The sequence below is a fragment of the Shigella flexneri 2a str. 301 genome (genome assembly GCF_000006925.2).
Taxonomy (GTDB): Bacteria; Pseudomonadota; Gammaproteobacteria; order Enterobacterales; family Enterobacteriaceae; genus ECMA0423.
On the sequence record NC_004337.2, the window covers coordinates 3,271,248 to 3,296,681 of the forward strand.

Genomic DNA, 25,434 nt, shown 5'->3' on the forward strand with positions numbered 1-25,434 from the left:
GGGATTCATCATGGAAATCAGCCTGTTGCAGGCATTTGCGTTGGGCATTATCGCCTTTATCGCTGGCCTAGATATGTTTAACGGCTTAACCCATATGCACCGCCCGGTGGTCCTCGGCCCGTTGGTCGGGCTGGTACTTGGCGATCTGCATACCGGAATTTTAACCGGCGATACGCTGGAACTAGTGTGGATGGGGCTGGCCCCGCTGGCGGGCGCACAGCCGCCTAACGTGATTATCGGTACTATCGTCGGCACGGCGTTTGCCATTACTACTGGCGTGAAACCCGATGTCGCGGTCGGTGTCGCCGTACCTTTCGCTGTCGCAGTACAGATGGGGATTACCTTCCTGTTCTCGGTGATGTCTGGCGTGATGTCTCGCTGCGACCGGATGGCGGAGAACGCCGATACTCGCGGCATTGAACGCGTGAACTATCTGGCACTGCTGGCACTCGGCACTTTCTATTTTCTCTGCGCTTTCCTGCCTATCTACTTCGGCGCGGAACATGCAAAAACCATCATTGATGTCCTGCCGCAACGATTAATCGACGGCCTCGGCGTCGCGGGCGGCATCATGCCAGCAATCGGTTTTGCCGTGCTGCTGAAAATCATGATGAAAAACGTCTACATACCCTACTTCATCCTGGGCTTTGTTGCCGCAACCTGGCTCAAGTTACCGGTGCTGGCTATTGCTGCCGCCGCGCTGGCGATGGCGCTGATCGATCTGCTGCGTAAATCTCCTGAACCGACTCAACCTGCGGCACAGAAAGAGGAATTTGAAGATGGCATCTAATCAAACCACCCTGCCGAACGTCAGCGAAAATGAAGAAACACTGCTGACTGGCGTCAATGAAAACGTGTATGAAGATCGGAGCATTGCCGCGGAGCTGACGAAAAAAGATATCAACCGCGTCGCCTGGCGTTCCATGCTGTTACAAGCGTCTTTTAACTACGAACGTATGCAGGCTTCTGGCTGGTTGTACGGTCTGCTGCCTGCTCTGAAAAAGATCCACACTAATAAACGCGACCTGGCGCGCGCCATGAAGGGGCATATGGGTTTCTTCAATACCCATCCGTTTCTGGTGACGTTTGTTATCGGCATTATCCTTGCGATGGAGCGTTCTAAGCAGGACGTTAACAGTATTCAGAGCACCAAAATTGCCGTCGGTGCGCCGCTTGGCGGGATTGGCGATGCGATGTTCTGGCTAACGCTACTGCCGATTTGTGGCGGGATAGGCGCAAGCCTCGCGCTACAAGGCTCTATTCTTGGCGCAGTCGTCTTTATTGTGCTGTTCAACGTGGTACACTTGGGGCTGCGTTTTGGTCTGGCGCATTATGCTTACCGCATGGGCGTGGCGGCGATTCCCCTTATTAAAGCGAATACCAAAAAAGTCGGCCATGCTGCGTCAATCGTTGGAATGACGGTAATCGGCGCACTGGTGGCAACCTATGTTCGTTTAAGCACCACGCTGGAAATCACGGCGGGCGACGCAGTAGTTAAGTTACAGGCTGATGTTATCGACAAACTGATGCCTGCCTTCTTACCGCTGGTCTACACCCTGACCATGTTCTGGCTGGTACGCCGCGGCTAGAGTCCGCTGCGCCTGATTGCGGTTACCGTGGTTCTAGGGATCGTCGGTAAATTCTGCCATTTCCTTTAAATACAATGAGGTATTAGATGTTAAGTATTATTTTGACAGGGCATGGCGGGTTTGCCAGTGGCATGGAAAAAGCAATGAAGCAAATCCTCGGCGATCAATCGCAGTTTATTGCCATCGATTTTCCCGAAACCTCAAGCGCCGCGCTGCTTACATCGCAGCTTGAAGAGGCCATCGCCCAACTGGATTGTGAAGACGGCATTGTTTTTCTGACGGATTTGCTGGGCGGCACGCCGTTTCGCGTAGCTTCAACGCTGGCGATGCAAAAACCGGGCTGTGAAGTGATTACCGGCACCAATTTGCAACTGCTACTGGAGATGGTGCTGGAGCGCGAAGGGTTAAGCGGTGAAGAATTCCGTGTACAGGCGCTGGAGTGTGGACACCGAGGGCTGACCAGTCTGGTGGACGAGTTAGGCCGCTGCCATGAAGAATGTCCGGTCGAGGAAGGAATATGACACACGTTCTGCGCGCCAGAAGGCTGCTGACTGAAGAGGGATGGTTCGATGACCATCAGTTGCGTGTTGCTGACGGTGTCATCGCAGCAATCGAACCGATTCCAGTGGGCGTGACTGAACGCGATGCGGAACGGCTCTGCCCCGCTTACATCGACACCCATGTACACGGTGGTGCGGGCGTTGATGTAATGGATGACGCGCCGGATGTACTCGACAAGCTGGCAATGCACAAGGCACGCGAAGGTGTCGGCAGTTGGTTACCGACCACCGTAACCGCGCCGCTTAATACCATTCATGCGGCGCTGAAACGTATTGCTCAACGTTGCCAACGCGGCGGACCTGGTGCGCAAGTGCTGGGGAGTTATCTCGAAGGACCGTACTTCACGCCGCAGAATAAAGGCGCGCATCCGCCGGGTAATGCTGCCAACTTACTGATTTAGTGTATGATGGTGATTTTAAGGTGCTTGCGTGGCTTCCATTTCCATCAGATGTCCTTCCTGCTCCGCTACTGAAGGCGTGGTGCGTAACGGCAAAAGCACTGCCGGACATCAGCGCTATCTCTGCTCTCATTGCCGTAAAACATGGCAACTACAGTTCACTTACACCGCCTCTCAGCCCGGTACGCACCAGAAAATCATTGATATGGCCATGAATGGCGTCGGATGTCGCGCCAGTGCACGCATTATGGGCGTTGGCCTCAACACGGTTTTACGTCACTTAAAAAACTCAGGCCGCAGTCGGTAACCTCGCGCATACAACCGGGCAGTGATGTGATTGTCTGCGCTGAAATGGACGAACATTGGGGCTACGTCGGTGCTAAATCACGTCAGCGCTGGCTGTTTTACGCGTATGACAGGATACGGAGGACGGTTGTGGCGCACGTCTTCGGTGAACGCACTCTGGCCACACTGGAGCGTCTTCTGAGCCTGCTGTCGGCCTTTGAGGTCGTGGTATGGATGACGGATGGCTGGCCGCTGTATGAATCACGCCTGAAGGGAAAGCTGCACGTTATCAGCAAGCGTTACACTCAGCGCATTGAGCGACATAATCTGAATCTGAGACAACATCTGGCAAGGCTGGGACGGAAGTCACTGTCGTTCTCAAAATCGGTGGAGCTGCATGACAAGGTCATCGGGCATTATCTGAACATAAAACACTATCAGTAAGTTGGAGTCATTACCCGTAAATTGGTAGAAGGTGGCATTGACCTGAAAGATGTCAACGTCGGCAATATGCATTTCTCGGAAGGGAAAAAGCAAATCAGCAGTAAAGTTTATGTCGATGACCAGGATCTCGCGGACTTACGTTTTATTAAACAACGTGGCGTGAATGTTTTCATTCAGGACGTCCCTGGCGATCAAAAAGAACAAATCCCTGACTAAATCTAAAATCGCCTTAATATTGGTTTGAGGTAATAAAAATGCATGAAATAACCCTACTTCAGGGATTATCCCTAGCGGCGTTAGTTTTCGTTCTGGGGATTGATTTTTGGCTGGAAGCCTTATTTTTATTCCGCCCGATAATCGTTTGTACCCTAACTGGCGCTATTCTCGGTGATATTCAGACTGGCTTAATTACCGGTGGTCTGACAGAGTTGGCTTTCGCCGGATTAACCCCTGCAGGTGGTGTTCAGCCGCCCAACCCGATTATGGCGGGTCTGATGACCACCGTCATTGCATGGTCTACGGGCGTTGATGCCAAAACAGCAATTGGTCTTGGCCTGCCGTTTAGTTTGTTAATGCAGTACGTCATTCTGTTCTTCTATTCCGCTTTCTCATTATTTATGACCAAAGCCGATAAATGCGCGAAAGAGGCGGATACGGCAGCGTTTTCCCGGCTTAACTGGACAACGATGCTCATCGTCGCTTCAGCGTATGCGGTGATTGCTTTCCTCTGTACTTACCTGGCACAAGGGGCGATGCAGGCGCTGGTGAAAGCGATGCCCGCCTGGTTGACCCACGGCTTTGAAGTGGCTGGCGGTATTCTGCCTGCCGTTGGTTTTGGCTTGCTGCTGCGCGTAATGTTCAAAGCGCAATATATCCCTTACCTGATCGCCGGTTTCCTGTTTGTTTGCTACATCCGGGTCAGCAACCTGTTGCCGGTTGCCGTACTGGGCGCAGGCTTTGCGGTGTATGAGTTTTTCAATGCGAAATCCCGGCAGCAAGCGCAACCGCAGCCCGTTGCCAGTAAAAATGAAGAAGAGGACTACAGCAATGGGATCTGAAATCAGTAAAAAAGATATCACCCGTCTGGGCTTTCGTTCGTCGCTGCTGCAAGCGAGCTTTAACTACGAAAGGATGCAGGCGGGCGGTTTTACCTGGGCGATGTTGCCGATCCTGAAAAAGATTTATAAGGACGACAAACCGGGCTTAAGCGCGGCGATGAAAGATAACCTCGAATTTATTAATACCCACCCGAATCTGGTCGGATTCCTGATGGGGTTATTAATTTCGATGGAAGAAAAAGGAGAAAACCGCGACACCATTAAAGGCCTCAAAGTGGCACTGTTTGGCCCAATCGCCGGGATTGGCGATGCGATTTTCTGGTTTACTTTGTTGCCGATTATGGCGGGAATTTGCTCATCATTTGCCAGCCAGGGAAACCTGCTGGGGCCGATTCTATTTTTCGCCGTTTACCTGCTTATCTTTTTCCTGCGCGTCGGCTGGACCCACGTCGGTTATTCAGTCGGCGTGAAGGCGATCGATAAAGTGCGAGAGAACTCGCAGATGATTGCTCGCTCGGCAACCATCCTCGGGATCACGGTAATCGGCGGGCTGATCGCTTCGTATGTGCATATTAACGTGGTGACATCGTTTGCCATCGACAGTACCCACAGCGTCGCGCTGCAACAGGATTTCTTCGATAAAGTCTTCCCGAACATTTTACCGATGGCCTACACCCTGCTGATGTATTACTTCCTGCGGGTGAAAAAAGCGCATCCGGTGCTGTTAATCGGCGTGACTTTTGTGCTCTCTATTGTTTGTTCCGCATTCGGCATTTTGTAAATGGAACGAGGCACTGCTTCTGGCGGTGCCTCTTTACTTAAGGAATTTCATCCTGTGCAAACCCTTCAGCAAGTTGAAAACTATACGGCGTTAAGTGAACGAGCCAGCGAATATTTATTGGCTGTGATCCGTAGCAAACCGGATGCCGTGATTTGCCTGGCGACCGGAGCCACGCCATTACTGACGTATCATTATCTGGTAGAAAAAATCCACCAGCAGCAGGTTGATATCAGCCAGCTCACCTTCGTGAAGCTCGACGAATGGGTGGATCTGCCATTAACGATGCCTGGCACCTGCGAAACTTTCCTACAACAGCATATCGTGCAGCCGCTGGGGCTACGTGAAGACCAGCTCATCAGCTTTCGCTCCGAAGAGATAAATGAGACAGAGTGCGAACGGGTAACGAACCTGATTGCGCGCAAAGGCGGTCTGGATTTATGCGTTCTCGGATTGGGGAAAAACGGTCATCTTGGGCTGAACGAACCGGGAGAAAGCCTACAACCGGCCTGCCATATCAGTCAACTTGATGCCAGAACACAGCAACATGAGATGTTAAAAACCACGGGTCGCCCCGTGACTCGTGGGATCACCTTAGGCCTGAAGGATATTCTCAATGCCCGCGAGGTTTTGTTATTGGTGACTGGCGAAGGAAAGCAGGATGCGACAGAACGTTTTCTCACGGCTAAAGTCTCCACCGCTATCCCGGCTTCATTTTTATGGCTGCACAGTAACTTTATTTGTTTAATTAATACCTAACCAGATGAAAAATTTGCTCAAAATTTTTAAATTAACTTATTCAACAGTCACGCATTATATTAAATAACATTTGACTGGGTTGAACATAACGCCAATAGCAAAAGGAGTTATGTTCAACAATTTAATTTTAGATATACATATAACTTGTTCTATTAATAAATCACCTCGTATTCTGACTCGGCCCCTGGCGCAGCAAAGTCAGGCATTTATACTCTTTTTAACACATAGAAAATTCATATCAATATAATAAAAACATAAAATATTTGCATATACATATAATCTTAAAGTTTAGTCTATTTAATGTTCAATGAAATATTTCTACCTGTATAATCTTTAAAGATGTTGAACATATATTCACATTAAATATGATTATGTACTTGTTACAAGGATAAGGTTATAAATGAATAAAGTTACAAAAACAGCTATTGTGGGCTTACTTGCGCTTTTCGCAGGTAATGCCGCTGCAACCGATGGTGAAATAGTTTTTGATGGCGGTAATGACTCCAACTTACTGATAGTGTTTTATGTTCAGATAATGCCCGATGACCTTGTCATGCAGCTCCACCGATTTTGAGAACGACAGTGACTTCCGTACCAGCCTTGCCAGATGTTGTCTCAGATTCAGATTATGTCGCTCAATGCGCTGAGTGTAACGCTTGCTGATAACGTGCAGCTTTCCCTTCAGGCGTGATTCATACAGCGGACAGCCATCCGTCATCCATACCACGACCTCAAAGGCCGACAGCAGGCTCAGAAGACGCTCCAGTGTGGCCAGAGTGCGTTCACCGAAGACGTGCGCCACAACCGTCCTCCGTATCCTGTCATACGCGTAAAACAACCAGCGCTGACGTGATTTAGCACCGACGTAGCCCCAATGTTCGTCCATTTCAGCGCAGACAATCACATCACTGCCCGGTTGTATGCGCGAGGTTACCGACTGCGGCCTGAGTTTTTTAAGTGACGTAAAACCGTGTTGAGGCCAACGCCCATAATGCGTGCACTGGCGCGACATCCGACGCCATTCATGGCCATATCAATGATTTTCTGGTGCGTACCGGGCTGAGAGGCGGTGTAAGTGAACTGTAGTTGCCATGTTTTACGGCAATGAGAGCAGAGATAGCGCTGATGTCCGGCAGTGCTTTTGCCGTTACGCACCACGCCTTCAGTAGCGGAGCAGGAAGGACATCTGATGGAAATGGAAGCCACGCAAGCACCTTAAAATCACCATCATACACTAAATCAGTAAGTTGGCAGCATTACCTTTGATGGCGAGATTTTAAAATCCGCTTGTGAAATCAATGACTCTGATAAGAAAATTGAAGTTGCTCTTGGTCACTATAATGCCGAACAGTTTCGTTCTGTTGGCGATCGTAGCCCAAAAATTCCATTCACTATTCCTTTAGTTAACTGCCCAGTGACTGGGTGGGAGCACGATAACGGCAACGTTGAAGCGTCTTTCCGTTTATGGCTGGAAACGCGGGATAATGGCACCGTCCCTAACTTCCCTAATCTGGCAAAAGTGGGCTCTTTTGCTGGCACAGCGACAACAGGTGTGGGTATCCGTATTGACGATGCGGAAAGCGGAAACCTTATGCCACTGAATGCTATGGGGAATGATAACACGATTTATCAGATCCCAGCGGACTCCAATGGTATTGTCAATGTTGACCTCATCGCTTACTACGTATCAACCGTTGAAGCATCAGAAATCACCCCAGGGGAAGCAGACGCTGTCGTTAACGTAACGCTGGATTACCGTTAATACGTTACGGCGTTATCTGACCTTTCAGATAACGCCCTTTTCCTTCCTCTTTCTCGTTGTATCAGGTTGAAAAATAACTATGTCAAAACGAACATTCGCGGTGATATTAACCTTGTTGTGTAGCTTCTGTATCGGCCAGGCGCTTGCAGGGGGTATCGTTTTACAGCGAACGCGAGTGATCTATGATGCCAGCCGCAAAGAGGCTGCGTTACCTGTCGCAAACAAAGGCGCAGAAACGCCTTATTTACTGCAATCATGGGTAGATAATATAGATGGTAAAAGCCGTGCCCCATTTATTATAACCCCACCGCTATTTCGTCTTGAGGCTAGCGATGACTCATCACTGCGAATTATTAAAACAGCTGATAACCTGCCTGAAAATAAAGAGTCGCTGTTCTACATTAATGTTCGTGCCATTCCAGCAAAGAAAAAATCAGATGATGTTAATGCTAACGAGTTGACGCTGGTATTTAAAACGCGGGTCAAAATGTTTTATCGCCCCGCACACCTGAAGGGACGGGTAAACGATGCGTGGAAATCACTGGAATTTAAACGTAGTGACCATTCACTCAATATATATAACCCAACTGAATATTACGTCGTATTTGCCGGACTGGCAGTCGATAAAACCGATCTCACAAGCAAAATTGAATATATCGCGCCCGGAGAACATAAACAGTTACCACTTCCAGCATCTGGCGGAAAGAACGTGAAATGGGCTGCGATCAACGATTATGGCGGCAGTTCCGGGACAGAAACTCGTCCACTGCAATAAAAAATATAAAAACACAGGCCATCAGGGAATGCCACAACGACACCACCAGGGACATAAACGCACACCGAAACAGTTGGCGCTCATTATCAAACGTTGTTTGCCGATGGTGCTCACTGGCAGCGGCATGCTTTGCACTACCGCTAACGCCGAAGAGTATTATTTCGACCCCATTATGCTGGAAACTACAAAAAGTGGTATGCAAACAACCGATCTGTCACGTTTTTCAAAAAAATACGCACAACTACCAGGAACTTATCAGGTTGATATCTGGCTGAATAAAAAGAAGGTTTCACAGAAAAAAATTACATTTACCGCCAATGCAGAGCAACTTCTGCAGCCACAGTTTACGGTAGAACAACTACGTGAGCTGGGTATTAAGGTGGATGAAATCCCGGCGCTGGCTGAAAAAGATGACGATAGCGTGATCAACTCGCTTGAACAAATCATTCCCGGTACAGCTGCTGAATTTGATTTCAATCATCAGCGACTTAATTTGAGCATTCCCCAAATTGCACTGTACCGTGATGCAAGAGGTTACGTCTCCCCTTCTCGTTGGGACGATGGTATACCAACGCTGTTTACCAACTACTCGTTTACAGGTTCTGATAACCGTTACCGCCAGGGCAATCGTAGCCAACGACAGTACCTGAATATGCAAAATGGTGCTAATTTTGGCCCCTGGCGATTACGTAACTATTCTACGTGGACACGCAACGATCAGGCGTCAAGCTGGAACACTATCAGTAGTTATTTACAACGTGATATCAAGGCGTTGAAGTCTCAGTTGCTTCTGGGAGAAAGCGCCACCAGCGGCAGTATTTTTTCCAGCTACGCCTTTACTGGCGTGCAACTCGCTTCCGACGATAATATGTTGCCAAACAGCCAGCGCGGATTTGCCCCAACGGTACGCGGTATCGCAAACAGTAGTGCAATCGTGACTATCAGGCAAAATGGTTATGTGATCTATCAAAGCAACGTGCCAGCGGGTGCCTTTGAAATTAACGATCTCTACCCCTCTTCCAACAGCGGCGATTTAGAAGTCACGATTGAAGAAAGTGACGGTACACAACGTCGCTTTATCCAGCCTTATTCTTCATTACCCATGATGCAGCGACCTGGGCATCTAAAATATAGCGCGACCGCTGGACGCTATCGCGCTGATGCAAACAGTGATAGCAAGGAACCCGAATTTGCTGAAGCCACGGCAATATATGGTTTGAATAATACTTTTACGCTGTATGGCGGCCTGCTCGGTTCTGAAGATTATTATGCGCTGGGGATCGGTATCGGCGGCACACTTGGCGCACTGGGCGCGTTGTCGATGGATATCAACAGAGCTGACACCCAATTCGATAACCAGCACTCTTTTCATGGCTATCAATGGCGTACTCAGTACATCAAAGATATCCCGGAAACCAACACCAATATCGCTGTTAGCTACTATCGCTATACCAACGATGGCTATTTTAGTTTTGATGAAGCCAATACCCGCAATTGGGGCTATAACAGTCGCCAAAAAAGTGAAATTCAATTCAACATCAGCCAGACAATATTTGATGGGGTAAGTCTGTATGCCTCCGGTTCACAGCAAGACTATTGGGGCAATAACGAGAAAAACAGTAATATCTCTGTTGGGGTTTCCGGCCAGCAATGGGGAATTGGTTACAGCCTGAATTATCAATACAGCCGCTACACTGATGAAAATAATGACCGTGCACTCTCTTTGAATCTCAGTATTCCGTTAGAACGCTGGTGGATTTGCCCCTATATTTCCAGACATCTGTTATCACTTAACCTATTACAAGCCCGCTGCCGCAGATATTCCCGTGGCGAGCGATAACCCAGCGCACTATGCGGATGCCATTCGTTATAATGCTCGAACGCCTCTGCAAGGTTCTTTGCTGCCGTTAACCCGTCTGGTTTGGGCATGATACTGATGTAGTCACGCTTTATCGTTTTCACGAAGCTCTCTGCTATTCCGTTACTCTCCGGACTACGCACCGCCGTGTTCTTCGGTTCAAGTCCCAACATCCGGGCGAACTGGCGTGTTTCATTAGCCCGGTAGCATGAACCATTATCCGTCAGCCACTCCACTGGAGACGACGGAAGATCGTTGCCGAAGCGGCGTTCCACCGCTCCCAGCATGACGTCCTGTACTGTTTCACTGTTGAAGCCGCCGGTAGTCACCGCCCAGTGCAGTGCCTCACGATCACAGCAGTCCAGCGCGAACGTGACACCAGTCTCTCTCCGTTATCGACAGCAGAACTCGAACCCGTCAGAGCACCATCGCTGATTGCTTTCTTTCACGGCCACTCTGCCTGTATGTGCCCGTTTCGATGGCGGTACAGCAGGTTTTCGCTCAAGCAACAGCGCATTCTGGCGCATGAGCCGGTAAACACGTTTGGCATTGATCGCAGGCATACCATCAAGTTCTGCCTGTCTGCGAAGCAGCGCCCATACCCGACGATAACCATACGTGGGCAGCTCTCCGATAACATGGTGTATACGGAGAAGCACATCCGTATCATCAGTGTGACGACTGCGGCGGCCATCCATCCAGTCATCGGTTCGTCTGAGAATGACGTGCAACTGCGCACGCGACACCCGGAGACAACGGCTGACTAAGCTTACTCCCCATCCCCGGGCAATAAGGGCGCGTGCGCTATCCACTTTTTTGCCCGTCCATATTCAACGGCTTCTTTGAGGAGTTCATTTTTCATCGTTTTCTTGCCGAGCAGGCGCTGGAGTTCTTTAATCTGCTTCATGGCGGCAGCAAGTTCAGAGGCAGGAACAACCTGTTCTCCGGCGGCCACAGCAGTAAGACTTCCTTCCTGGTATTGCTTACGCCAGAGAAATAACTGGCTGGCTGCTACACCATGTTGCCGGGCAACGAGGGAGACCGTCATCCCCGGTTCAAAGCTCTGCTGAACAATTGCGATCTTTTCCTGTGTGGTACGCCGTCTGCGTTTCTCCGGCCCTAAGACATCAATCATCTGTTCTCCAATGACTAGTCTAAAAACTAGTATTAAGACTATCACTTAAATAAGTGATACTGGTTGTCTGGAGATTCAGGGGGCCAGTCTAGCTGGTTACCGCGTAGCCTGGTTTCCTATCAGATGACCAGCCAGAAAGATCGCCCAACCCAACATGAAATGCGTCTTGATGGCTCACTGCTGGATGATGGTCGCCTGAGCTATAGCCTGGAACAAAGTCTGGATGACGATAACAACCATAACAGTAGCCTGAACGCCAGTTACCGTTCACCTTATGGAACCTTCAGTGCCGGATACAGTTACGGTAATGACAGCAGCCAATACAATTACGGCGTTACCGGCGGCGTGGTTATCCATCCTCATGGCGTGACGCTCTCGCAATATCTGGGCAACGCTTTTGCGCTTATCGATGCTAACGGGGCTTCTGGCGTGAGGATACAAAACTATCCGGGGATTGCTACTGATCCCTTTGGCTATGCAGTGGTTCCTTATCTCACGACTTATCAGGAAAACCGTCTCTCGGTAGATACTACGCAGCTGCCCGATAACGTCGATCTTGAACAAACAACACAGTTTGTGGTGCCCAACAGAGGTGCAATGGTAGCGGCGCGTTTCAACGCCAATATCGGTTATCGCGTACTTGTTACAGTCAGCGATCGCAACGGTAAACCGTTGCCCTTTGGCGCTCTTGCCAGCAACGATGATACGGGGCAACAAAGTATCGTCGATGAGGGCGGCATACTATATCTCTCTGGGATATCGAGTAAATCACAAAGCTGGACTGTACGCTGGGGAAATCAGGCAGATCAACAATGTCAGTTTGCTTTTAGTACACCGGATTCAGAACCAACAACCTCTGTATTACAAGGCACAGCGCAGTGCCATTAAGGATAAAAAAATGAAAAGAGCGCCTCTTATAACAGGACTTTTGTTGATATCCACATCCTGCGCTTATGCCTCCTCAGGAGGGTGTGGAGCCGACAGCACTAGCGGTGCGACAAATTACAGCAGTGTGGTTGATGATGTTACGGTGAACCAGACAGATAACGTGACAGGACGGGAGTTTACCTCTGCAACGCTAAGTAGCACTAACTGGCAATACGCCTGTTCCTGCTCTGCGGGTAAGGCAGTTAAACTTGTCTATATGGTCAGCCCCGTACTTACCACCACTGGACATCAGACAGGATATTACAAACTCAATGACAGCCTGGATATTAAAACCACATTACAGGCAAACGACATTCCAGGACTCACAACCGACCAGGTTGTCTCTGTTAACACCCGATTCACACAGATAAAAAGCAGCACCGTATATTCTGCTGCAACCCAAACGGGTGTTTGCCAGGGTGACACGTCTCGTTATGGACCCGTTAATATTGGTGCAAATACCACCTTTACCCTGTATGTCACCAAGCCATTTCTCGGCTCGATGACCATTCCGAAAACGGATATTGCCGTCATTAAAGGCGCGTGGGTCGATGGAATGGGAAGCCCGTCTACAGGTGACTTCCATGATTTAGTCAAGTTATCGATTCAGGGAAATCTCACCGCCCCACAGTCGTGCAAAATTAATCAGGGCGATGTTATTAAAGTTAATTTTGGATTCATCAATGGTCAGAAGTTTACCACCCGCAATGCCATGCCAGACGGTTTTACTCCAGTAGACTTTGATATCACTTATGACTGTGGTGATACTTCAAAGATTAAAAACTCGTTGCAAATGCGCATCGACGGTACAACTGGGGTAGTAGACCAGTACAACCTGGTCGCCAGGCGAAGAAGTTCAGACAATGTGCCCGATGTCGGTATTCGTATTGAAAATCTCGGCGGCGGAGTTGCAAATATTCCTTTTCAGAACGGTATCCTTCCCGTTGATCCTTCCGGGCATGGCACCGTCAATATGCGCGCCTGGCCAGTTAATCTGGTCGGTGGTGAGCTGGAAACAGGAAAATTTCAGGGCACAGCCACCATTACCGTCATGGTGCGGTAAAAGAAGACGTTGCGTTTTGATTAACGCAACGCTTCGGCACTGTTACCCCTGCTGCTCCAGCGCATACTTATACAGCGCATTTTTCTTCACGCCATGAATTTCTGCGGCCAGCGCCGCCGCTTTTTTCAGCGGCAGTTCTGCCTGTAGCAGCGCCAGCGTGCGCAGGGCATCGGCGGGTAAGTCTTCTTCCTGTGCTTTATGACCTTCGACAATCAGCACCATTTCGCCTTTGCGACGGTTTTCATCTTCCTTTACCCACGCCAGCAGCTCGCCAACGGGCGCGCCGTGAATGGTTTCCCAGGTTTTGGTCAGCTCACGCGCCAGAACCACGTAGCGGGATTCGCCTAATACCGCAACGATATCTTCCAGGCTATCTAACAGACGGTGGGTAGATTCATAAAAAATCAGCGTGCGCGGCTCCGCTTCAATGGCTTTTAGCGCATCACGGCGGCCTTTTGATTTGGCAGGTAAAAAGCCTTCGTAACAGAAACGGTCAGATGGTAAACCCGCGGCGCTTAACGCAGTGATAGCAGCACACGGTCCGGGTAGCGGCACCACACGAATCCCCGCTTCACGGCAGGTACGCACCAGATGGTAGCCAGGATCGTTAATTAGCGGCGTTCCGGCATCGGAAACCAGCGCAATGTTTTGCCCCTCTTGCAGCTTTGCCAGCAGCGTTTCGGCTTTTTGTTGTTCGTTATGGTCGTGCAGCGCAAACAACCGGGCATTAATCCCAAAATGTTGCAGCAATAAACCGGTGTGACGAGTATCCTCGGCGGCAATCAGATCAACGGCCTGTAATACCTCTAACGTACGCTGGGTGATATCCGCCAGATTGCCGATTGGCGTCGGTACAATGTAAAGCTGGCCCTGAGAATTATCCGCCGATTGGTGTTGTTTCATTGTGTCGTCCGTATTGCCGATTTAATATTGAGCATTGCGTAAAAAAAATATCACTGGATACATTATGGTACCCTCAACATTTTCTCGTTTGAAAGCCGCGCGTTGTCTGCCTGTTGTTCTGGCAGCCCTGATTTTCGCCGGTTGTGGCACCCATACTCCCGATCAGTCCACTGCTTATATGCAGGGCACGGCGCAGGCTGATTCTGCCTTTTATCTTCAGCAGATGCAGCAAAGCTCTGATGATACCAGGATCAACTGGCAATTACTCGCCATTCGTGCACTGGTGAAAGAAGGTAAAACCGGGCAGGCGGTTGAGTTGTTTAACCAACTACCGCAAGAACTGAACGATTCTCAGCGTCGCGAGAAAACACTGCTGGCGGCAGAGATTAAACTGGCGCAGAAAGATTTTGCTGGCGCGCAAAACTTGCTGGCGAAAATCACACCTGCCGATTTAGAACAAAACCAGCAAGCGCGTTACTGGCAGGCAAAAATCGATGCCAGCCAGGGGCGTCCTTCCATTGATTTACTGCGCGCGTTAATTGCTCAGGAACCGCTGCTTGGCGCGAAAGAAAAACAGCAGAATATTGATGCCACCTGGCAGGCGCTCTCCTCCATGACTCAGGAACAGGCGAATACGCTGGTGATCAACGCCGACGAAAATATTCTGCAAGGCTGGCTGGATCTGCAGCGCGTCTGGTTTGATAACCGTAACGATCCCGACATGATGAAAGCCGGGATCGCCGACTGGCAGAAACGTTATCCGAACAATCCGGGCGCGAAAATGCTGCCAACGCAGTTGGTTAACGTAAAAGCGTTTAAACCAGCCTCGACCAACAAAATCGCCCTGCTGTTGCCGCTGAATGGCCAGGCAGCGGTATTTGGTCGCACTATTCAGCAAGGCTTTGAAGCCGCGAAAAATATCGGCACTCAGCCAGTGGCGGCTCAGGTAGCTGCCGCACCTGCCGCAGACGTAGCAGAACAACCTCAGCCGCAAACTGCGGATAGCGTTGCCAGCCCGGCACAAGCCTCGGTTAGCGATCTGACCGGTGATCAGCCTGCGGCCCAGCCGGTGCCTGTAAGCGCCCCGGCGACAAGCACCGCAGCGGTAAGCGCACCCGCAAATCCATCCGCAGAGCTGAAAATCTACGATACCTCATCACAACCACTTAGCCAGATCTTAAGCCAGGTTCAGCAGGATGGCGCGAGTATTGTGGTTGGTCCGTTGCTGAAAAATAACGTTGAAGAGTTGCTGAAGAGCAACACCCCGCTGAACGTACTGGCACTGAACCAGCCGGAGAATATCGAAAACCGCGTCAATATTTGTTACTTCGCGCTTTCACCGGAAGACGAAGCGCGCGATGCAGCGCGTCATATTCGTGACCAGGGTAAACAAGCGCCGCTGGTGCTGATCCCACGCAGTGCATTGGGCGATCGCGTAGCCAATGCGTTTGCGCAAGAGTGGCAGAAACTGGGCGGCGGCACCGTTCTGCAACAAAAATTTGGTTCCACCAGCGAATTACGCGCGGGTGTTAACGGCGGTTCTGGTATTGCTTTAACGGGTAGCCCGATTACTCCCAGAGCGACAACCGACTCCGGCATGACGACCAACAATCCAACGCTGCAAACCACGCCAACCGATGACCAGTTCACCAATAATGGCGGTCGTGTCGATGCGGTCTACATTGTGGCAACGCCGGGTGAAATCGCTTTTATCAAACCGATGATCGCCATGCGTAACGGTAGCCAGAGCGGTGCAACGCTGTACGCCAGTTCCCGCAGCGCACAAGGCACCGCAGGCCCGGATTTCCGACTGGAGATGGAAGGCTTGCAGTACAGCGAAATCCCGATGCTGGCAGGCGGTAATCTGCCGTTAATGCAGCAGGCGCTCAGCGCGGTGAACAACGATTATTCGCTGGCTCGCATGTATGCGATGGGCGTTGATGCCTGGTCGTTGGCAAATCATTTCTCACAAATGCGCCAGGTTCAGGGTTTTGAAATCAACGGTAATACCGGAAGTCTGACGGCTAACCCGGATTGCGTGATTAACAGGAAGTTATCATGGCTACAGTACCAACAAGGTCAGGTAGTCCCCGCCAGTTAACCACCAAACAGACCGGCGATGCGTGGGAAGCACAAGCGCGTCGCTGGCTGGAAGGCAAAGGACTGCGGTTTATCGCCGCTAACGTGAACGAGCGTGGCGGCGAGATCGATCTGATAATGCGTGAAGGCCTGACCACCGTTTTTGTCGAGGTACGCTATCGCCGCTCTGCGCTTTATGGCGGCGCGGCAGCCAGTGTGACCCGCAGCAAACAACACAAATTATTACAGACTGCCCGCTTGTGGCTCGCGCGTCATAATGGGAGTTTTGATACTGTGGATTGCCGGTTCGATGTGGTAGCCTTCACCGGGAATGAGGTTGAGTGGATTAAGGATGCCTTTAATGACCACTCATAATTAAGGTTTAAGGATTAGCGTGCAAGAAAGAATTAAAGCTTGCTTCACTGAAAGCATTCAAACTCAAATTGCGGCGGCAGAGGCGCTTCCGGATGCCATCTCCCGTGCAGCCATGACGCTGGTTCAGTCTCTGCTCAATGGCAACAAAATCCTCTGTTGTGGTAATGGAACTTCCGCTGCCAATGCACAGCATTTTGCTGCCAGCATGATCAACCGTTTCGAAACGGAGCGGCCCAGCTTACCTGCCATTGCACTAAATACTGATAATGTTGTCTTAACGGCGATTGCCAACGATCGCTTACATGATGAAGTGTATGCAAAACAGGTGCGGGCGCTGGGTCATGCGGGAGATGTATTGTTAGCCATTTCCACCCGTGGCAACAGCCGCGATATTGTTAAAGCAGTTGAAGCCGCCGTTACGCGTGATATGACCATTGTGGCATTGACCGGCTATGACGGCGGCGAACTTGCAGGTTTGTTAGGGCCACAGGATGTGGAGATCCGCATTCCTTCGCATCGTAGTGCTCGCATTCAGGAAATGCATATGCTGACGGTAAATTGCCTGTGCGATCTGATCGATAACACGCTTTTCCCTCACCAGGATGATTAAGGAGAATACATGAAGGCATTATCGCCAATCGCAGTCCTTATTTCCGCGCTGCTGTTGCAAGGTTGTGTTGCCGCTGCCGTAGTGGGTACCGCTGCTGTGGGTACCAAAGCCGCAACTGACCCACGCAGTGTCGGCACCCAGGTGGACGATGGTACCCTGGAAGTGCGCGTGAACAGCGCATTGTCGAAAGACGAACAGATTAAGAAAGAAACCCGTATTAATGTCACGGCCTATCAGGGCAAAGTGCTGCTGGTTGGGCAGTCACCAAATGCTGAACTTTCGGCTCGCGCCAAACAGATTGCTATGGGCGTAGACGGTGCCAACGAAGTGTATAACGAGATTCGTCAGGGCCAGCCGATTGGTCTGGGCGAAGCATCTAACGATACGTGGATCACCACCAAAGTGCGTTCGCAGCTCTTAACCAGCGACCTGGTGAAATCGTCCAACGTGAAAGTGACCACCGAAAACGGTGAAGTGTTCCTGATGGGGCTGGTGACTGAACGTGAAGCGAAAGCGGCGGCAGATATTGCCAGCCGGGTGAGCGGCGTAAAGCGGGTTACCACAGCGTTTACGTTTATTAAATAGCAGCCCCTTGTAATGCCTGATGCGACGCTTGCCGCGTCTTATCAGGCCTACAACGATGCAAACCGTAGGTCGGATAAGGCGTTTACGCCGCATCCGACATGTTTTCCCTCAAATCAGAACAACAGCGCCAGCCCGCCGACAATCACACCAGACACTGCCACCATCGCCCCTGTCAGCCATAAGGCTTTCGCCGGGAACGCTTTGCGCAGCATAATCAGTGACGGCAAACTCACTGCCGGGAGCGTCATCAACAATGCCAGCGCCGGAGCGGTTCCCATACCTGCCAGCATCATCGTTTGTACAATCGGAATTTCTGCTGCCGTGGGAATGACAAACAAGCATCCTGCTACCGCCATCGCCACCACCCACATCAGGCTGTTATCGACAGCACCATCGGCATGGGGGAATAACCAGACGCGTGCGGCACCCAACACCAGTACTGCAAGGATGTAAACCGGGATCGTACTCCAGAAAAGTGTCCATAGCGCCCTGCCCCAGCGGCTAAAAAAACCGCTCTGTGCTTCCGGTATGTCAATTTCGACCGGTGCCTGCGTTTGCGGTGTTTCACGCACCCATTTTTGCACCAGCGTCGCAATCAGCAACACCATCACCAGCCCGGCCACCAGACGAATCGCCGCAAAACCCCAGCCGAGGACAAACCCCATAAACACCAGCGTCGCCGGGTTTAACACCGGATTGCCCATCCAGAATGCCAGCGCACCGCCCATCGATACCTGTTGGCGACGCATTCCCGCCGCGACCGGAGCCGCACAGCAGGTACACATCATGCCCGGCAGCGAAAACAGCGTTCCCAGCAGCGTGCCGCGAAAGCGCGATTGCCCAAGCGTACGCAACAACCAGTCACGCGGGATCAGCACCTGAATCAACGAACCGAGGATCACCCCCAGCACCGCCGCTTTCCATACTGCGAGGAAATAGATCATCGCGTAATCCAACGCCGCTTGCCACGGATTAGCATCCGCCTGCGCAAGGATAGATTTACCGATACTGTGGGTTTCGGCTGCAGTAAACGCTTTGCCGTAGTAAGGTTGCCATTTCACATACCAGAGACCGGCAATGACAACGAGAAAGAAAAGCGCGGGTTTCCACCACTGAATGGGCGTTGCCGCCTGAGATGAAGACTGACCAGTCATAGCATTCCCCAGGAATAAGTTATGATAATTGAGCGCGTGAATATTACGCTCACTATCAATTCTTGGGAATAATTATTCAGCTCTTTTGCGTAATTCTGAAGAGCTTAAAATCGTCACGCCTTCATGCTCAGGCCGCATCGCCTCTGCCAGCATGACCCGCGCCACGTCTCTCGCATCAATGGATTTCCAGTTACCTGGTAACAAACGGAACAGCGGCGCAAAAAGCGTTTCGTTCATCCGCTGTTTGCTACGATCGCCCAGTAACATCGACGGGCGAGCAATGGTCAATTTCGGCCAGTTCTGGGCAATTAATGCTTCTTCCATCTCCCCTTTGACGCGGTTATAGAAAAACGGCGAGTGGGCATTGGCACCCATAGCACTGACCACCAGCATATGCTGCGCGCCCAGTCGCCGCCCGGTTAATGCGGTATCCACTACCAGCGTGTAATCGGCATGAATAAACGCCTCTTTGCTCCCCGCTTCTCGCCGCGTGGTGCCGAGACAACAAAACACAATGTCGATGGGTTCGGTGACCTGCGCCAACGCGTCACTCAGTTGCGGATCATGGGGATTAAACACCCCGGGCATATCGCCCAACGGACGTCGCGTCGGCGCAGCAATGGCGTTAACTTTCGGTTCATTAATCAACATCCGCAGCAGGTGACCGCCCACCAGCCCCGTTGCGCCTGTAATCAGTACCTGACTCATCTTCGTTCCTTTACAGAATTGTCTGCCTTGCGCTCCCCGGCTCATGCACCAGTCTTAATAGACCATGAGGTAATTATCCCCGATTGTGGAAAATTCGCCTCATCCAATGCAACAACGCGGAGGAAGCATGAGTAAGAAAATTGCCGTTTTAATCACTGATGAATTTGAAGATTCAGAATTTACTTCACCCGCAGACGAGTTCCGTAAAGCCGGACACGAAGTGATTACTATTGAAAAACAAGCGGGTAAAACGGTGAAAGGCAAAAAAGGAGAAGCCAGCGTGACCATCGATAAATCCATCGATGAAGTGACGCCAGCGGAGTTTGATGCCCTGTTGCTACCGGGTGGTCATTCACCGGATTATCTGCGTGGCGACAACCGTTTTGTCACCTTTACCCGTGATTTTGTGAATAGCGGCAAACCTGTTTTCGCCATCTGTCACGGTCCGCAGCTGCTGATCAGCGCCGATGTGATTCGGGGGCGCAAACTGACCGCAGTTAAACCGATCATTATTGATGTTAAAAATGCGGGCGTGGAATTTTACGATCAGGAAGTCGTGGTTGATAAAGATCAGCTGGTTACCAGCCGGACACCGGACGATCTGCCAGCGTTTAACCGCGAGGCGTTACGCCTGCTCGGTGCCTGAGTCGCGTAGCCAAATCATTTTTTTACCAAAGCCCAGCGTGTTGTCGGTGAATTTGATTTCATCGAGCCGGATTTCCCACACCGGGGCCGACAGCATTCTGGCAACCGGAAAGCGACGATTGTACGCCTTGCGCGCGAGGTCGCTTTCCTCACCTTCCAGCCTGCGGATCTCACCTTTAAACTGCACACCGCGAATTAACGCTACCGTTTTCGGCTGACCGTTTACCGTTCCGGCAACCGCAGCCTGCGGCCCACTCATCTGCGCGTGGCGCGTTTTTTCTTCCGTCAAAATGTAGAAGGCGACTTTCTGCGCATCAAAAAGATAAAAGGCATTAGCGCACCAGAGTTCCCCTTCCTGCTGCACACACCAGGTGACAACATGTTGTTTTGCCAGCCAACGGCTGATGGCGATGAGTGTTTCCATTGCTGTTCTCTTTTATACTGTGGGCCTGACCTTAACATGCGATGCAGACGATGACACCCTGGTTTCTTTACTTGATCCGTACCGCCGACAATAAGCTTTATACCGGGATCACCACGGATGTCGAACGCCGCTATCAGCAGCACCAAAGCGGCAAAGGGGCGAAAGCACTGCGCGGGAAAGGAGAACTGACGCTGGCGTTTTCTGCGCCAGTGGGCGACCGTTCGCTGGCACTACGGGCGGAATATCGCGTTAAGCAACTGACCAAACGGCAAAAAGAGCGTCTGGTAGCGGAAGGCGCAGGGTTTGCAGAACTGTTGAGCAGCCTGCAAACCCCGGAGATTAAAAGCGATTGAAATGCTCGTGATACTCAACCAGACCGGTTACGCCATTCAGCGCGTCATCCGCTAAACGATGTACCAGGAAGGCGCTTTCAGTGCCCGGCCAGCGGCAACGCAGATCGTGATGCGCCGCCAGTTCAAAGCCGAAACGACTGTACAGCGCCGGATCGCCCAGCGTCACCACTGCGGCATAGCCGAACTCATTAAGCGAATCGAGTCCTTCATAGACCAGTTGGCGTGCCAGCCCCTGTCCACGGTATTTTTCATCAACCGCCAACGGTGCCATGCCGACCCATTGCAGGTCTTCGCCCTGCACATCAACCGGACTAAATGCCACATAGCCAATGACCTGACCTTCGTCATCTGTCGCCACCAGCCCCAGCGTCAGAAAGCCATCTTCACGCAGATCGTGAACCAGCTTCGCTTCCGCATCACTTTCGAATGAGCGACGCAGCAGGGCATCAATACCCGGCGCATCAATGGGAATTTCTACTCGAATTAGCATGGTTCACCTACCGATGTCTGTTTGGTTTCAGGCGCGGTTTTCATTCCCGCCTCAACAAAATCCGCCAGTTGCAGCAGCATCATGCGTAAGGCTTTCGGCATTTGCTCCAGTTCAATGGCGTCCATCAGGTTTTTCACATACACCCCCAGCTCCGTATCGCCTTCAATCACCAGCCGACGCTGGAAGAAGAGCGTATCCGGATCTTGTTTACGCGCCGCAATCATCAGCAGATCGCTGGCGTCGGCACTAAAACTCACATCAGCTTGCGTGTTCTGGCTGACCACCAGTTTGCCATTCACCACCGAGGTAAACCATTGCAGGTCAATATCACGCACATGAATACTTAACCAGCGGCCTTCAAGAAACTCCAGCTCGCCATCATCCAGCGCCTGACGGAATTGCCAGCTTAAGACCTGCTCAAGAACCTGGCGTTTTAGCGCAAATGGCGTCAGTTTTACCGGTACACTCAACAGAGATGGCCCCAAATGCACAATACGGGAACGCAGTTTATCCAACACGAGTTTTACTCCCTGTTTCAACAATCATCCTATTTTGCCATATCAGAAAAATAACATAGCGGTATAAATCAACAATTCCATATGAAATTGCTGCTACCACCAATACAACTTTAACTGCCTTAAATCAAAAATTGTCGCAGCAAGGTTAACTAAAATCCCAGTTCGTTAACATTTTTGCGTTTTGATAGCGCAACCTTCAGGAAAAATTATGGAGCTGCTCTGCCCTGCCGGAAATCTCCCGGCGCTTAAGGCGGCCATCGAAAACGGCGCAGATGCTGTTTATATCGGGCTAAAAGATGATACCAATGCCCGTCACTTCGCCGGCCTTAACTTTACCGAGAAAAAATTGCAGGAAGCGGTGAGTTTTGTCCATCAACATCGCCGCAAACTTCACATCGCGATTAACACTTTTGCGCATCCGGACGGTTACGCCCGTTGGCAGCGTGCCGTGGATATGGCGGCGCAGCTGGGTGCCGACGCGCTGATCCTCGCCGACCTCGCCATGCTGGAGTACGCCGCCGAGCGTTACCCGCATATTGAACGTCATGTGTCAGTGCAGGCTTCGGCGACCAATGAAGAGGCGATTAACTTTTATCATCGCCATTTTGACGTTGCCCGCGTGGTGCTGCCGCGCGTGTTGTCGATTCATCAGGTGAAACAGCTGGCACGGGTTACTCCTGTCCCGCTGGAAGTGTTTGCTTTCGGCAGCCTGTGTATTATGTCGGAAGGCCGTTGCTATCTGTCGTCGTATCTGACGGGTGAGTCGCCCAACACTGTGGGTGCGTGTTCTCCGGCCCGTTTCGTGCGCTGGCAACAAACGCCGCAGGGGCTGGAATCCCGCCTGAACGAAGTGCTGATCGACCGTTATCAGGACGGCGAAAACGCAGGTTATCCGACGCTGTGTAAAGGGCGTTATCTGGTGGACGGCGAGCGCTATCACGCGCTGGAAGAACCAACCAGTCTCAATACCCTGGAACTGCTGCCGGAGTTAATGGCTGCGAATATTGCTTCGGTGAAAATTGAAGGCCGCCAGCGTAGCCCGGCGTATGTCAGCCAGGTGGCGAAAGTCTGGCGTCAGGCTATCGACCGTTGTAAGGCCGATCCGCAAAACTTCGTACCGCAAAGCGCGTGGATGGAGACGCTCGGGTCGATGTCCGAAGGCACGCAAACCACCCTTGGCGCGTATCACCGTAAATGGCAGTGAGAAGAGCAATGAAATATTCCTTAGGGCCAGTGCTGTGGTACTGGCCAAAAGAGACGCTGGAAGATTTTTATCAGCAAGCCGCCGCCAGCAGCGCCGACGTGATTTATCTTGGTGAAGCGGTATGCAGCAAGCGCCGGGCAACCAAAGTTGGCGACTGTCTGGAGATGGCAAAATCGCTCGCCGGAAGTGGCAAGCAGATTGTGCTCTCCACGCTGGCGCTGGTGCAGGCATCCTCTGAACTGGGCGAACTGAAACGCTATGTTGAGAACGGTGAATTTCTGATTGAAGCCAGCGATCTCGGCGTGGTGAATATGTGCGCTGAACGCAAACTGCCGTTCGTCGCCGGGCACGCGCTGAACTGCTACAACGCGGTGACGCTGAAAATATTGCTCAAACAGGGCATGATGCGCTGGTGTATGCCGGTGGAGCTTTCCCGCGACTGGCTGGTGAATCTGCTTAATCAGTGCGATGAGCTGGGCATTCGCAACCAGTTTGAAGTGGAAGTCCTGAGCTACGGTCATCTACCGCTGGCCTACTCCGCCCGCTGCTTTACCGCGCGTTCGGAAGACCGCCCGAAAGATGAGTGTGAAACCTGCTGCATTAAGTATCCGAACGGGCGCAACGTGCTGTCGCAGGAAAACCAACAAGTGTTTGTACTCAATGGCATTCAGACCATGAGCGGCTACGTTTACAACCTCGGTAACGAGCTGGCATCCATGCAGGGATTGGTTGATGTAGTCCGCCTGTCACCGCAGGGCACTGACACTTTCGCGATGCTCGACGCCTTCCGCGCTAATGAAAATGGCGCTGTGCCACTGCCGTTGACGGCAAACAGCGACTGTAACGGCTACTGGCGGCGGCTGGCAGGACTGGAGCTGCAAGCCTAAGTAAATAGCTCACTTTGTTAACAACTTTAACTATTCTTTAATGCAGTATTAAAGATTAATCGGTAACAAAGTGAGCTGTTATGACTGATAAAACCATTGCGTTTTCGCTACTCGATCTGGCCCCCATACCCGAAGGCTCTTCAGCGCGGGAAGCGTTCTCCCACTCTCTCGATCTCGCCCGTCTGGCTGAAAAGCGCGGCTATCATCGCTACTGGCTGGCAGAACACCACAATATGACCGGCATTGCCAGTGCTGCAACATCGGTATTGATTGGCTATCTGGCGGCGAATACCACCACGCTGCATCTGGGGTCTGGCGGCGTGATGTTGCCTAACCACTTACCGTTGGTCATTGCCGAACAGTTCGGCACACTCAATACGCTCTATCCGGGGCGAATCGATTTGGGGCTGGGTCGTGCTCCGGGTAGTGACCAACGGACAATGATGGCGCTACGTCGTCATATGAGCGGCGATATTGATAATTTCCCCCGCGATGTCGCGGAGCTGGTGGACTGGTTTGACGCCCGCGATCCCAATCCGCATGTGCGCCCGGTACCAGGCTATGGCGAGAAAATCCCCGTGTGGTTGTTAGGCTCCAGCCTTTACAGTGCACAACTGGCGGCGCAGCTTGGTCTGCCATTTGCGTTTGCCTCACACTTCGCGCCGGATATGTTGTTCCAGGCGCTGCATCTTTATCGCAGTAACTTCAAACCGTCGGCTCGGCTGGAAAAACCATACGCGATGGTGTGCATCAATATTATCGCCGCCGACAGCAACCGCGACGCTGAATTTCTGTTTACCTCAATGCAGCAAGCCTTTGTGAAGCTGCGCCGTGGCGAAACCGGGCAACTGCCGCCGCCGATTCAAAATATGGATCAGTTCTGGTCACCGTCTGAGCAGTATGACGTGCAGCAGGCGCTGAGTATGTCGTTGGTAGGCGATAAAGCGAAAGTGCGTCATGGTTTGCAGTCGATCCTGCGCGAAACCGACGCTGATGAGATTATGGTTAACGGGCAGATTTTCGACCACCAGGCGCGCCTGCATTCGTTTGAGCTGGCGATGGATGTTAAGGAAGAGTTGTTGGGATAGTGTGTCTTAACGCGGGAAGC

29 protein-coding genes, 1 pseudogene and 5 other annotated features are annotated in these 25,434 nt (G+C 51.4%); of the genes and pseudogenes, 20 read left to right on the plus strand and 10 right to left on the minus strand.

Translation table 11 applies throughout. The annotated features are described in order from the left end of the window. The first annotated feature begins 10 nt into the window (after positions 1–10). The 9 genes from agaW to agaI all read left to right on the plus strand — a co-directional run bounded on the left by agaW (position 11) and on the right by agaI (position 5,871). Positions 11–790, plus strand: a complete 780-nt coding sequence (gene agaW, locus SF3169; RefSeq protein NP_708931.1) for a PTS system N-acetylgalactosamine-specific transporter subunit IIC — start codon at positions 11–13, stop codon at positions 788–790. Continuing rightward, positions 780–1,589 carry a PTS system N-acetylgalactosamine-specific transporter subunit IID gene (agaE, locus tag SF3170; protein ID NP_708932.2) on the plus strand — a complete coding sequence of 270 codons (810 nt, stop codon included), beginning with the start codon at positions 780–782 and terminating at the stop codon, positions 1,587–1,589. The genes agaW and agaE overlap by 11 nt, the downstream gene beginning before the upstream one ends. A gap of 86 nt (positions 1,590–1,675) precedes the next feature. Beyond that, positions 1,676–2,110 carry a PTS system N-acetylgalactosamine-specific transporter subunit IIA gene (gene agaF, locus SF3171; RefSeq protein ID NP_708933.1) on the plus strand — a complete coding sequence of 145 codons (435 nt, stop codon included), beginning with the start codon at positions 1,676–1,678 and terminating at the stop codon, positions 2,108–2,110. Further along, the gene (gene agaA, locus SF3172; RefSeq protein ID NP_708934.2) at positions 2,107–2,550 is read left to right on the plus strand and encodes an N-acetylglucosamine-6-phosphate deacetylase; all 444 of its coding nucleotides are present in this window, start codon (positions 2,107–2,109) and stop codon (positions 2,548–2,550) included. The genes agaF and agaA overlap by 4 nt, the downstream gene beginning before the upstream one ends. Continuing rightward, positions 2,524–3,291 (plus strand) — a mobile genetic element. Its footprint overlaps the gene before it by 27 nt. Next, the gene (gene insA, locus SF3173; RefSeq protein NP_708935.1) at positions 2,579–2,854 is read left to right on the plus strand and encodes an insertion element IS1 protein InsA; all 276 of its coding nucleotides are present in this window, start codon (positions 2,579–2,581) and stop codon (positions 2,852–2,854) included. (Overlaps the previous feature by 276 nt.) Then, a complete protein-coding gene (gene insB, locus SF3174) occupies positions 2,881–3,276 on the plus strand; it encodes an insertion element IS1 protein InsB (RefSeq protein ID NP_708936.1) in 396 nt (131 codons plus the stop codon). It lies within the feature at positions 2,524–3,291. Before the next feature lie 239 nt (positions 3,292–3,530). Continuing rightward, complete coding sequence (gene agaC, locus SF3175) at positions 3,531–4,334, plus strand: PTS system N-acetylgalactosamine-specific transporter subunit IIC (protein NP_708937.1); 804 nt, start codon at positions 3,531–3,533, stop codon at positions 4,332–4,334. Further along, positions 4,324–5,115 carry a PTS system N-acetylgalactosamine-specific transporter subunit IID gene (agaD, locus tag SF3176; protein ID NP_708938.2) on the plus strand — a complete coding sequence of 264 codons (792 nt, stop codon included), beginning with the start codon at positions 4,324–4,326 and terminating at the stop codon, positions 5,113–5,115. Before agaC ends, agaD begins: the two co-directional genes overlap by 11 nt. After that, positions 5,116–5,871 (plus strand): galactosamine-6-phosphate isomerase, encoded by a 756-nt coding sequence (gene agaI / locus SF3177; RefSeq protein NP_708939.1) that lies wholly within the window; start codon positions 5,116–5,118, stop codon positions 5,869–5,871. It abuts the gene before it with no gap. Positions 5,872–6,271: 400 nt separating this feature from the next. Next, positions 6,272–7,633: a sequence feature (Similar to Escherichia coli K12 fimbrial-like protein gi: 1789531 (195 aa). BLAST with identity of 96% in 454 aa. This CDS has been disrupted by insertion. The sequence has been checked and is believed to be correct.), on the plus strand. Next, positions 6,365–7,132 (minus strand) — a mobile genetic element. (Overlaps the previous feature by 768 nt.) Here agaI and insB (SF3179) read toward each other — a convergent pair. Beyond that, positions 6,380–6,775, minus strand: coding sequence for an insertion element IS1 protein InsB (insB, locus tag SF3179; protein ID NP_708940.1), 396 nt, complete (start codon positions 6,773–6,775; stop codon positions 6,380–6,382). It overlaps the preceding feature by 396 nt. After that, positions 6,802–7,077, minus strand: coding sequence for an insertion element IS1 protein InsA (gene insA, locus SF3180; protein ID NP_708941.1), 276 nt, complete (start codon positions 7,075–7,077; stop codon positions 6,802–6,804). A 79-nt stretch (positions 7,634–7,712) precedes the next feature. Between insA (SF3180) and SF3181 the strand changes: the two genes are divergently transcribed. Next, on the plus strand, positions 7,713–8,408 hold the full coding sequence (locus SF3181) for a chaperone (protein ID YP_008439285.1): 696 nt from the start codon (positions 7,713–7,715) through the stop codon (positions 8,406–8,408). 28 nt (positions 8,409–8,436) lie between these two features. Further along, positions 8,437–12,289: a sequence feature (Similar to Escherichia coli K12 outer membrane protein gi: 1789533 (839 aa). BLAST with identity of 98% in 1284 aa. This CDS has been disrupted by insertion. The sequence has been checked and is believed to be correct.), on the plus strand. Beyond that, positions 10,162–11,492, minus strand: a mobile genetic element. Its footprint overlaps the feature before it by 1,331 nt. Here the strand turns inward: SF3181 and SF3184 are convergent. Both SF3184 and SF3185 read right to left on the minus strand, forming a co-directional pair. Next, a pseudogene (locus SF3184) lies at positions 10,173–11,012 on the minus strand. (Overlaps the previous feature by 840 nt.) Then, positions 11,036–11,446, minus strand: a complete 411-nt coding sequence (locus SF3185) for an IS2 repressor TnpA (protein NP_708945.3) — start codon at positions 11,444–11,446, stop codon at positions 11,036–11,038. A gap of 10 nt (positions 12,290–12,299) precedes the next feature. Here SF3185 and yraK point away from each other — a divergent pair. After that, a complete protein-coding gene (gene yraK, locus SF3186) occupies positions 12,300–13,391 on the plus strand; it encodes a fimbrial protein (RefSeq protein ID NP_708946.2) in 1,092 nt (363 codons plus the stop codon). A gap of 42 nt (positions 13,392–13,433) precedes the next feature. Here yraK and yraL read toward each other — a convergent pair whose 3' ends face one another. Further along, positions 13,434–14,294, minus strand: coding sequence for an SAM-dependent 16S ribosomal RNA C1402 ribose 2'-O-methyltransferase (yraL, locus tag SF3187; protein NP_708947.1), 861 nt, complete (start codon positions 14,292–14,294; stop codon positions 13,434–13,436). 64 nt (positions 14,295–14,358) lie between these two features. On the opposite strand from yraL, the gene yraM reads away from it, so the two are divergent. The 4 genes from yraM to yraP are packed head-to-tail and all read left to right on the plus strand — an operon-like array spanning position 14,359 to position 17,943. Next, a complete protein-coding gene (gene yraM, locus SF3188; protein ID NP_708948.2) occupies positions 14,359–16,395 on the plus strand; it encodes a glycosylase in 2,037 nt (678 codons plus the stop codon). After that, the gene (gene yraN / locus SF3189; protein NP_708949.1) at positions 16,353–16,748 is read left to right on the plus strand and encodes a hypothetical protein; all 396 of its coding nucleotides are present in this window, start codon (positions 16,353–16,355) and stop codon (positions 16,746–16,748) included. Before yraM ends, yraN begins: the two co-directional genes overlap by 43 nt. A 19-nt stretch (positions 16,749–16,767) precedes the next feature. Beyond that, positions 16,768–17,358 (plus strand): chromosome replication initiator DnaA, encoded by a 591-nt coding sequence (gene yraO, locus SF3190; RefSeq protein NP_708950.1) that lies wholly within the window; start codon positions 16,768–16,770, stop codon positions 17,356–17,358. A 9-nt stretch (positions 17,359–17,367) separates the two neighbouring features. Then, positions 17,368–17,943: an outer membrane lipoprotein gene (gene yraP / locus SF3191; protein ID NP_708951.1), complete on the plus strand. Its 576-nt coding sequence runs from the start codon at positions 17,368–17,370 to the stop codon at positions 17,941–17,943. A gap of 113 nt (positions 17,944–18,056) precedes the next feature. On the opposite strand, the gene yraQ is transcribed toward yraP, so the two are convergent. Next, positions 18,057–19,097, minus strand: coding sequence for a hypothetical protein (gene yraQ / locus SF3192; protein ID NP_708952.1), 1,041 nt, complete (start codon positions 19,095–19,097; stop codon positions 18,057–18,059). 72 nt (positions 19,098–19,169) lie between these two features. Beyond that, a complete protein-coding gene (gene yraR, locus SF3193; RefSeq protein NP_708953.1) occupies positions 19,170–19,850 on the minus strand; it encodes a hypothetical protein in 681 nt (226 codons plus the stop codon). 40 nt (positions 19,851–19,890) lie between these two features. Between yraR and yhbO the strand changes: the two genes are divergently transcribed. Beyond that, positions 19,891–20,451 (plus strand): hypothetical protein, encoded by a 561-nt coding sequence (gene yhbO, locus SF3194; protein ID NP_708954.1) that lies wholly within the window; start codon positions 19,891–19,893, stop codon positions 20,449–20,451. Here the strand turns inward: yhbO and yhbP are convergent. After that, the gene (yhbP, locus tag SF3195) at positions 20,431–20,874 is read right to left on the minus strand and encodes a hypothetical protein (protein ID NP_708955.1); all 444 of its coding nucleotides are present in this window, start codon (positions 20,872–20,874) and stop codon (positions 20,431–20,433) included. The two genes, yhbO and yhbP, sit on opposite strands and share 21 nt — an antisense overlap. A gap of 50 nt (positions 20,875–20,924) precedes the next feature. Here yhbP and yhbQ point away from each other — a divergent pair, with 50 nt between their 5' ends. After that, positions 20,925–21,227 (plus strand): GIY-YIG nuclease superfamily protein, encoded by a 303-nt coding sequence (gene yhbQ / locus SF3196; RefSeq protein ID NP_708956.2) that lies wholly within the window; start codon positions 20,925–20,927, stop codon positions 21,225–21,227. On the opposite strand, the gene yhbS is transcribed toward yhbQ, so the two are convergent. Both yhbS and yhbT read right to left on the minus strand, forming a co-directional pair. Beyond that, positions 21,214–21,717: a hypothetical protein gene (gene yhbS / locus SF3197; protein ID NP_708957.1), complete on the minus strand. Its 504-nt coding sequence runs from the start codon at positions 21,715–21,717 to the stop codon at positions 21,214–21,216. The genes yhbQ and yhbS overlap by 14 nt on opposite strands. Continuing rightward, complete coding sequence (gene yhbT, locus SF3198) at positions 21,711–22,235, minus strand: hypothetical protein (RefSeq protein NP_708958.2); 525 nt, start codon at positions 22,233–22,235, stop codon at positions 21,711–21,713. Before yhbT ends, yhbS begins: the two co-directional genes overlap by 7 nt. A 208-nt stretch (positions 22,236–22,443) precedes the next feature. On the opposite strand from yhbT, the gene yhbU reads away from it, so the two are divergent. The 3 genes from yhbU to yhbW all read left to right on the plus strand — a co-directional run bounded on the left by yhbU (position 22,444) and on the right by yhbW (position 25,414). Further along, positions 22,444–23,439 carry a collagenase gene (gene yhbU / locus SF3199; protein NP_708959.2) on the plus strand — a complete coding sequence of 332 codons (996 nt, stop codon included), beginning with the start codon at positions 22,444–22,446 and terminating at the stop codon, positions 23,437–23,439. Positions 23,440–23,447: 8 nt separating this feature from the next. Continuing rightward, entirely contained in the window at positions 23,448–24,326 is an 879-nt protein-coding gene (gene yhbV / locus SF3200) for a protease (protein NP_708960.1), read from the plus strand. 80 nt (positions 24,327–24,406) lie between these two features. After that, complete coding sequence (yhbW, locus tag SF3201) at positions 24,407–25,414, plus strand: hypothetical protein (protein ID NP_708961.1); 1,008 nt, start codon at positions 24,407–24,409, stop codon at positions 25,412–25,414. The last annotated feature ends 20 nt before the right edge of the window (positions 25,415–25,434 follow it).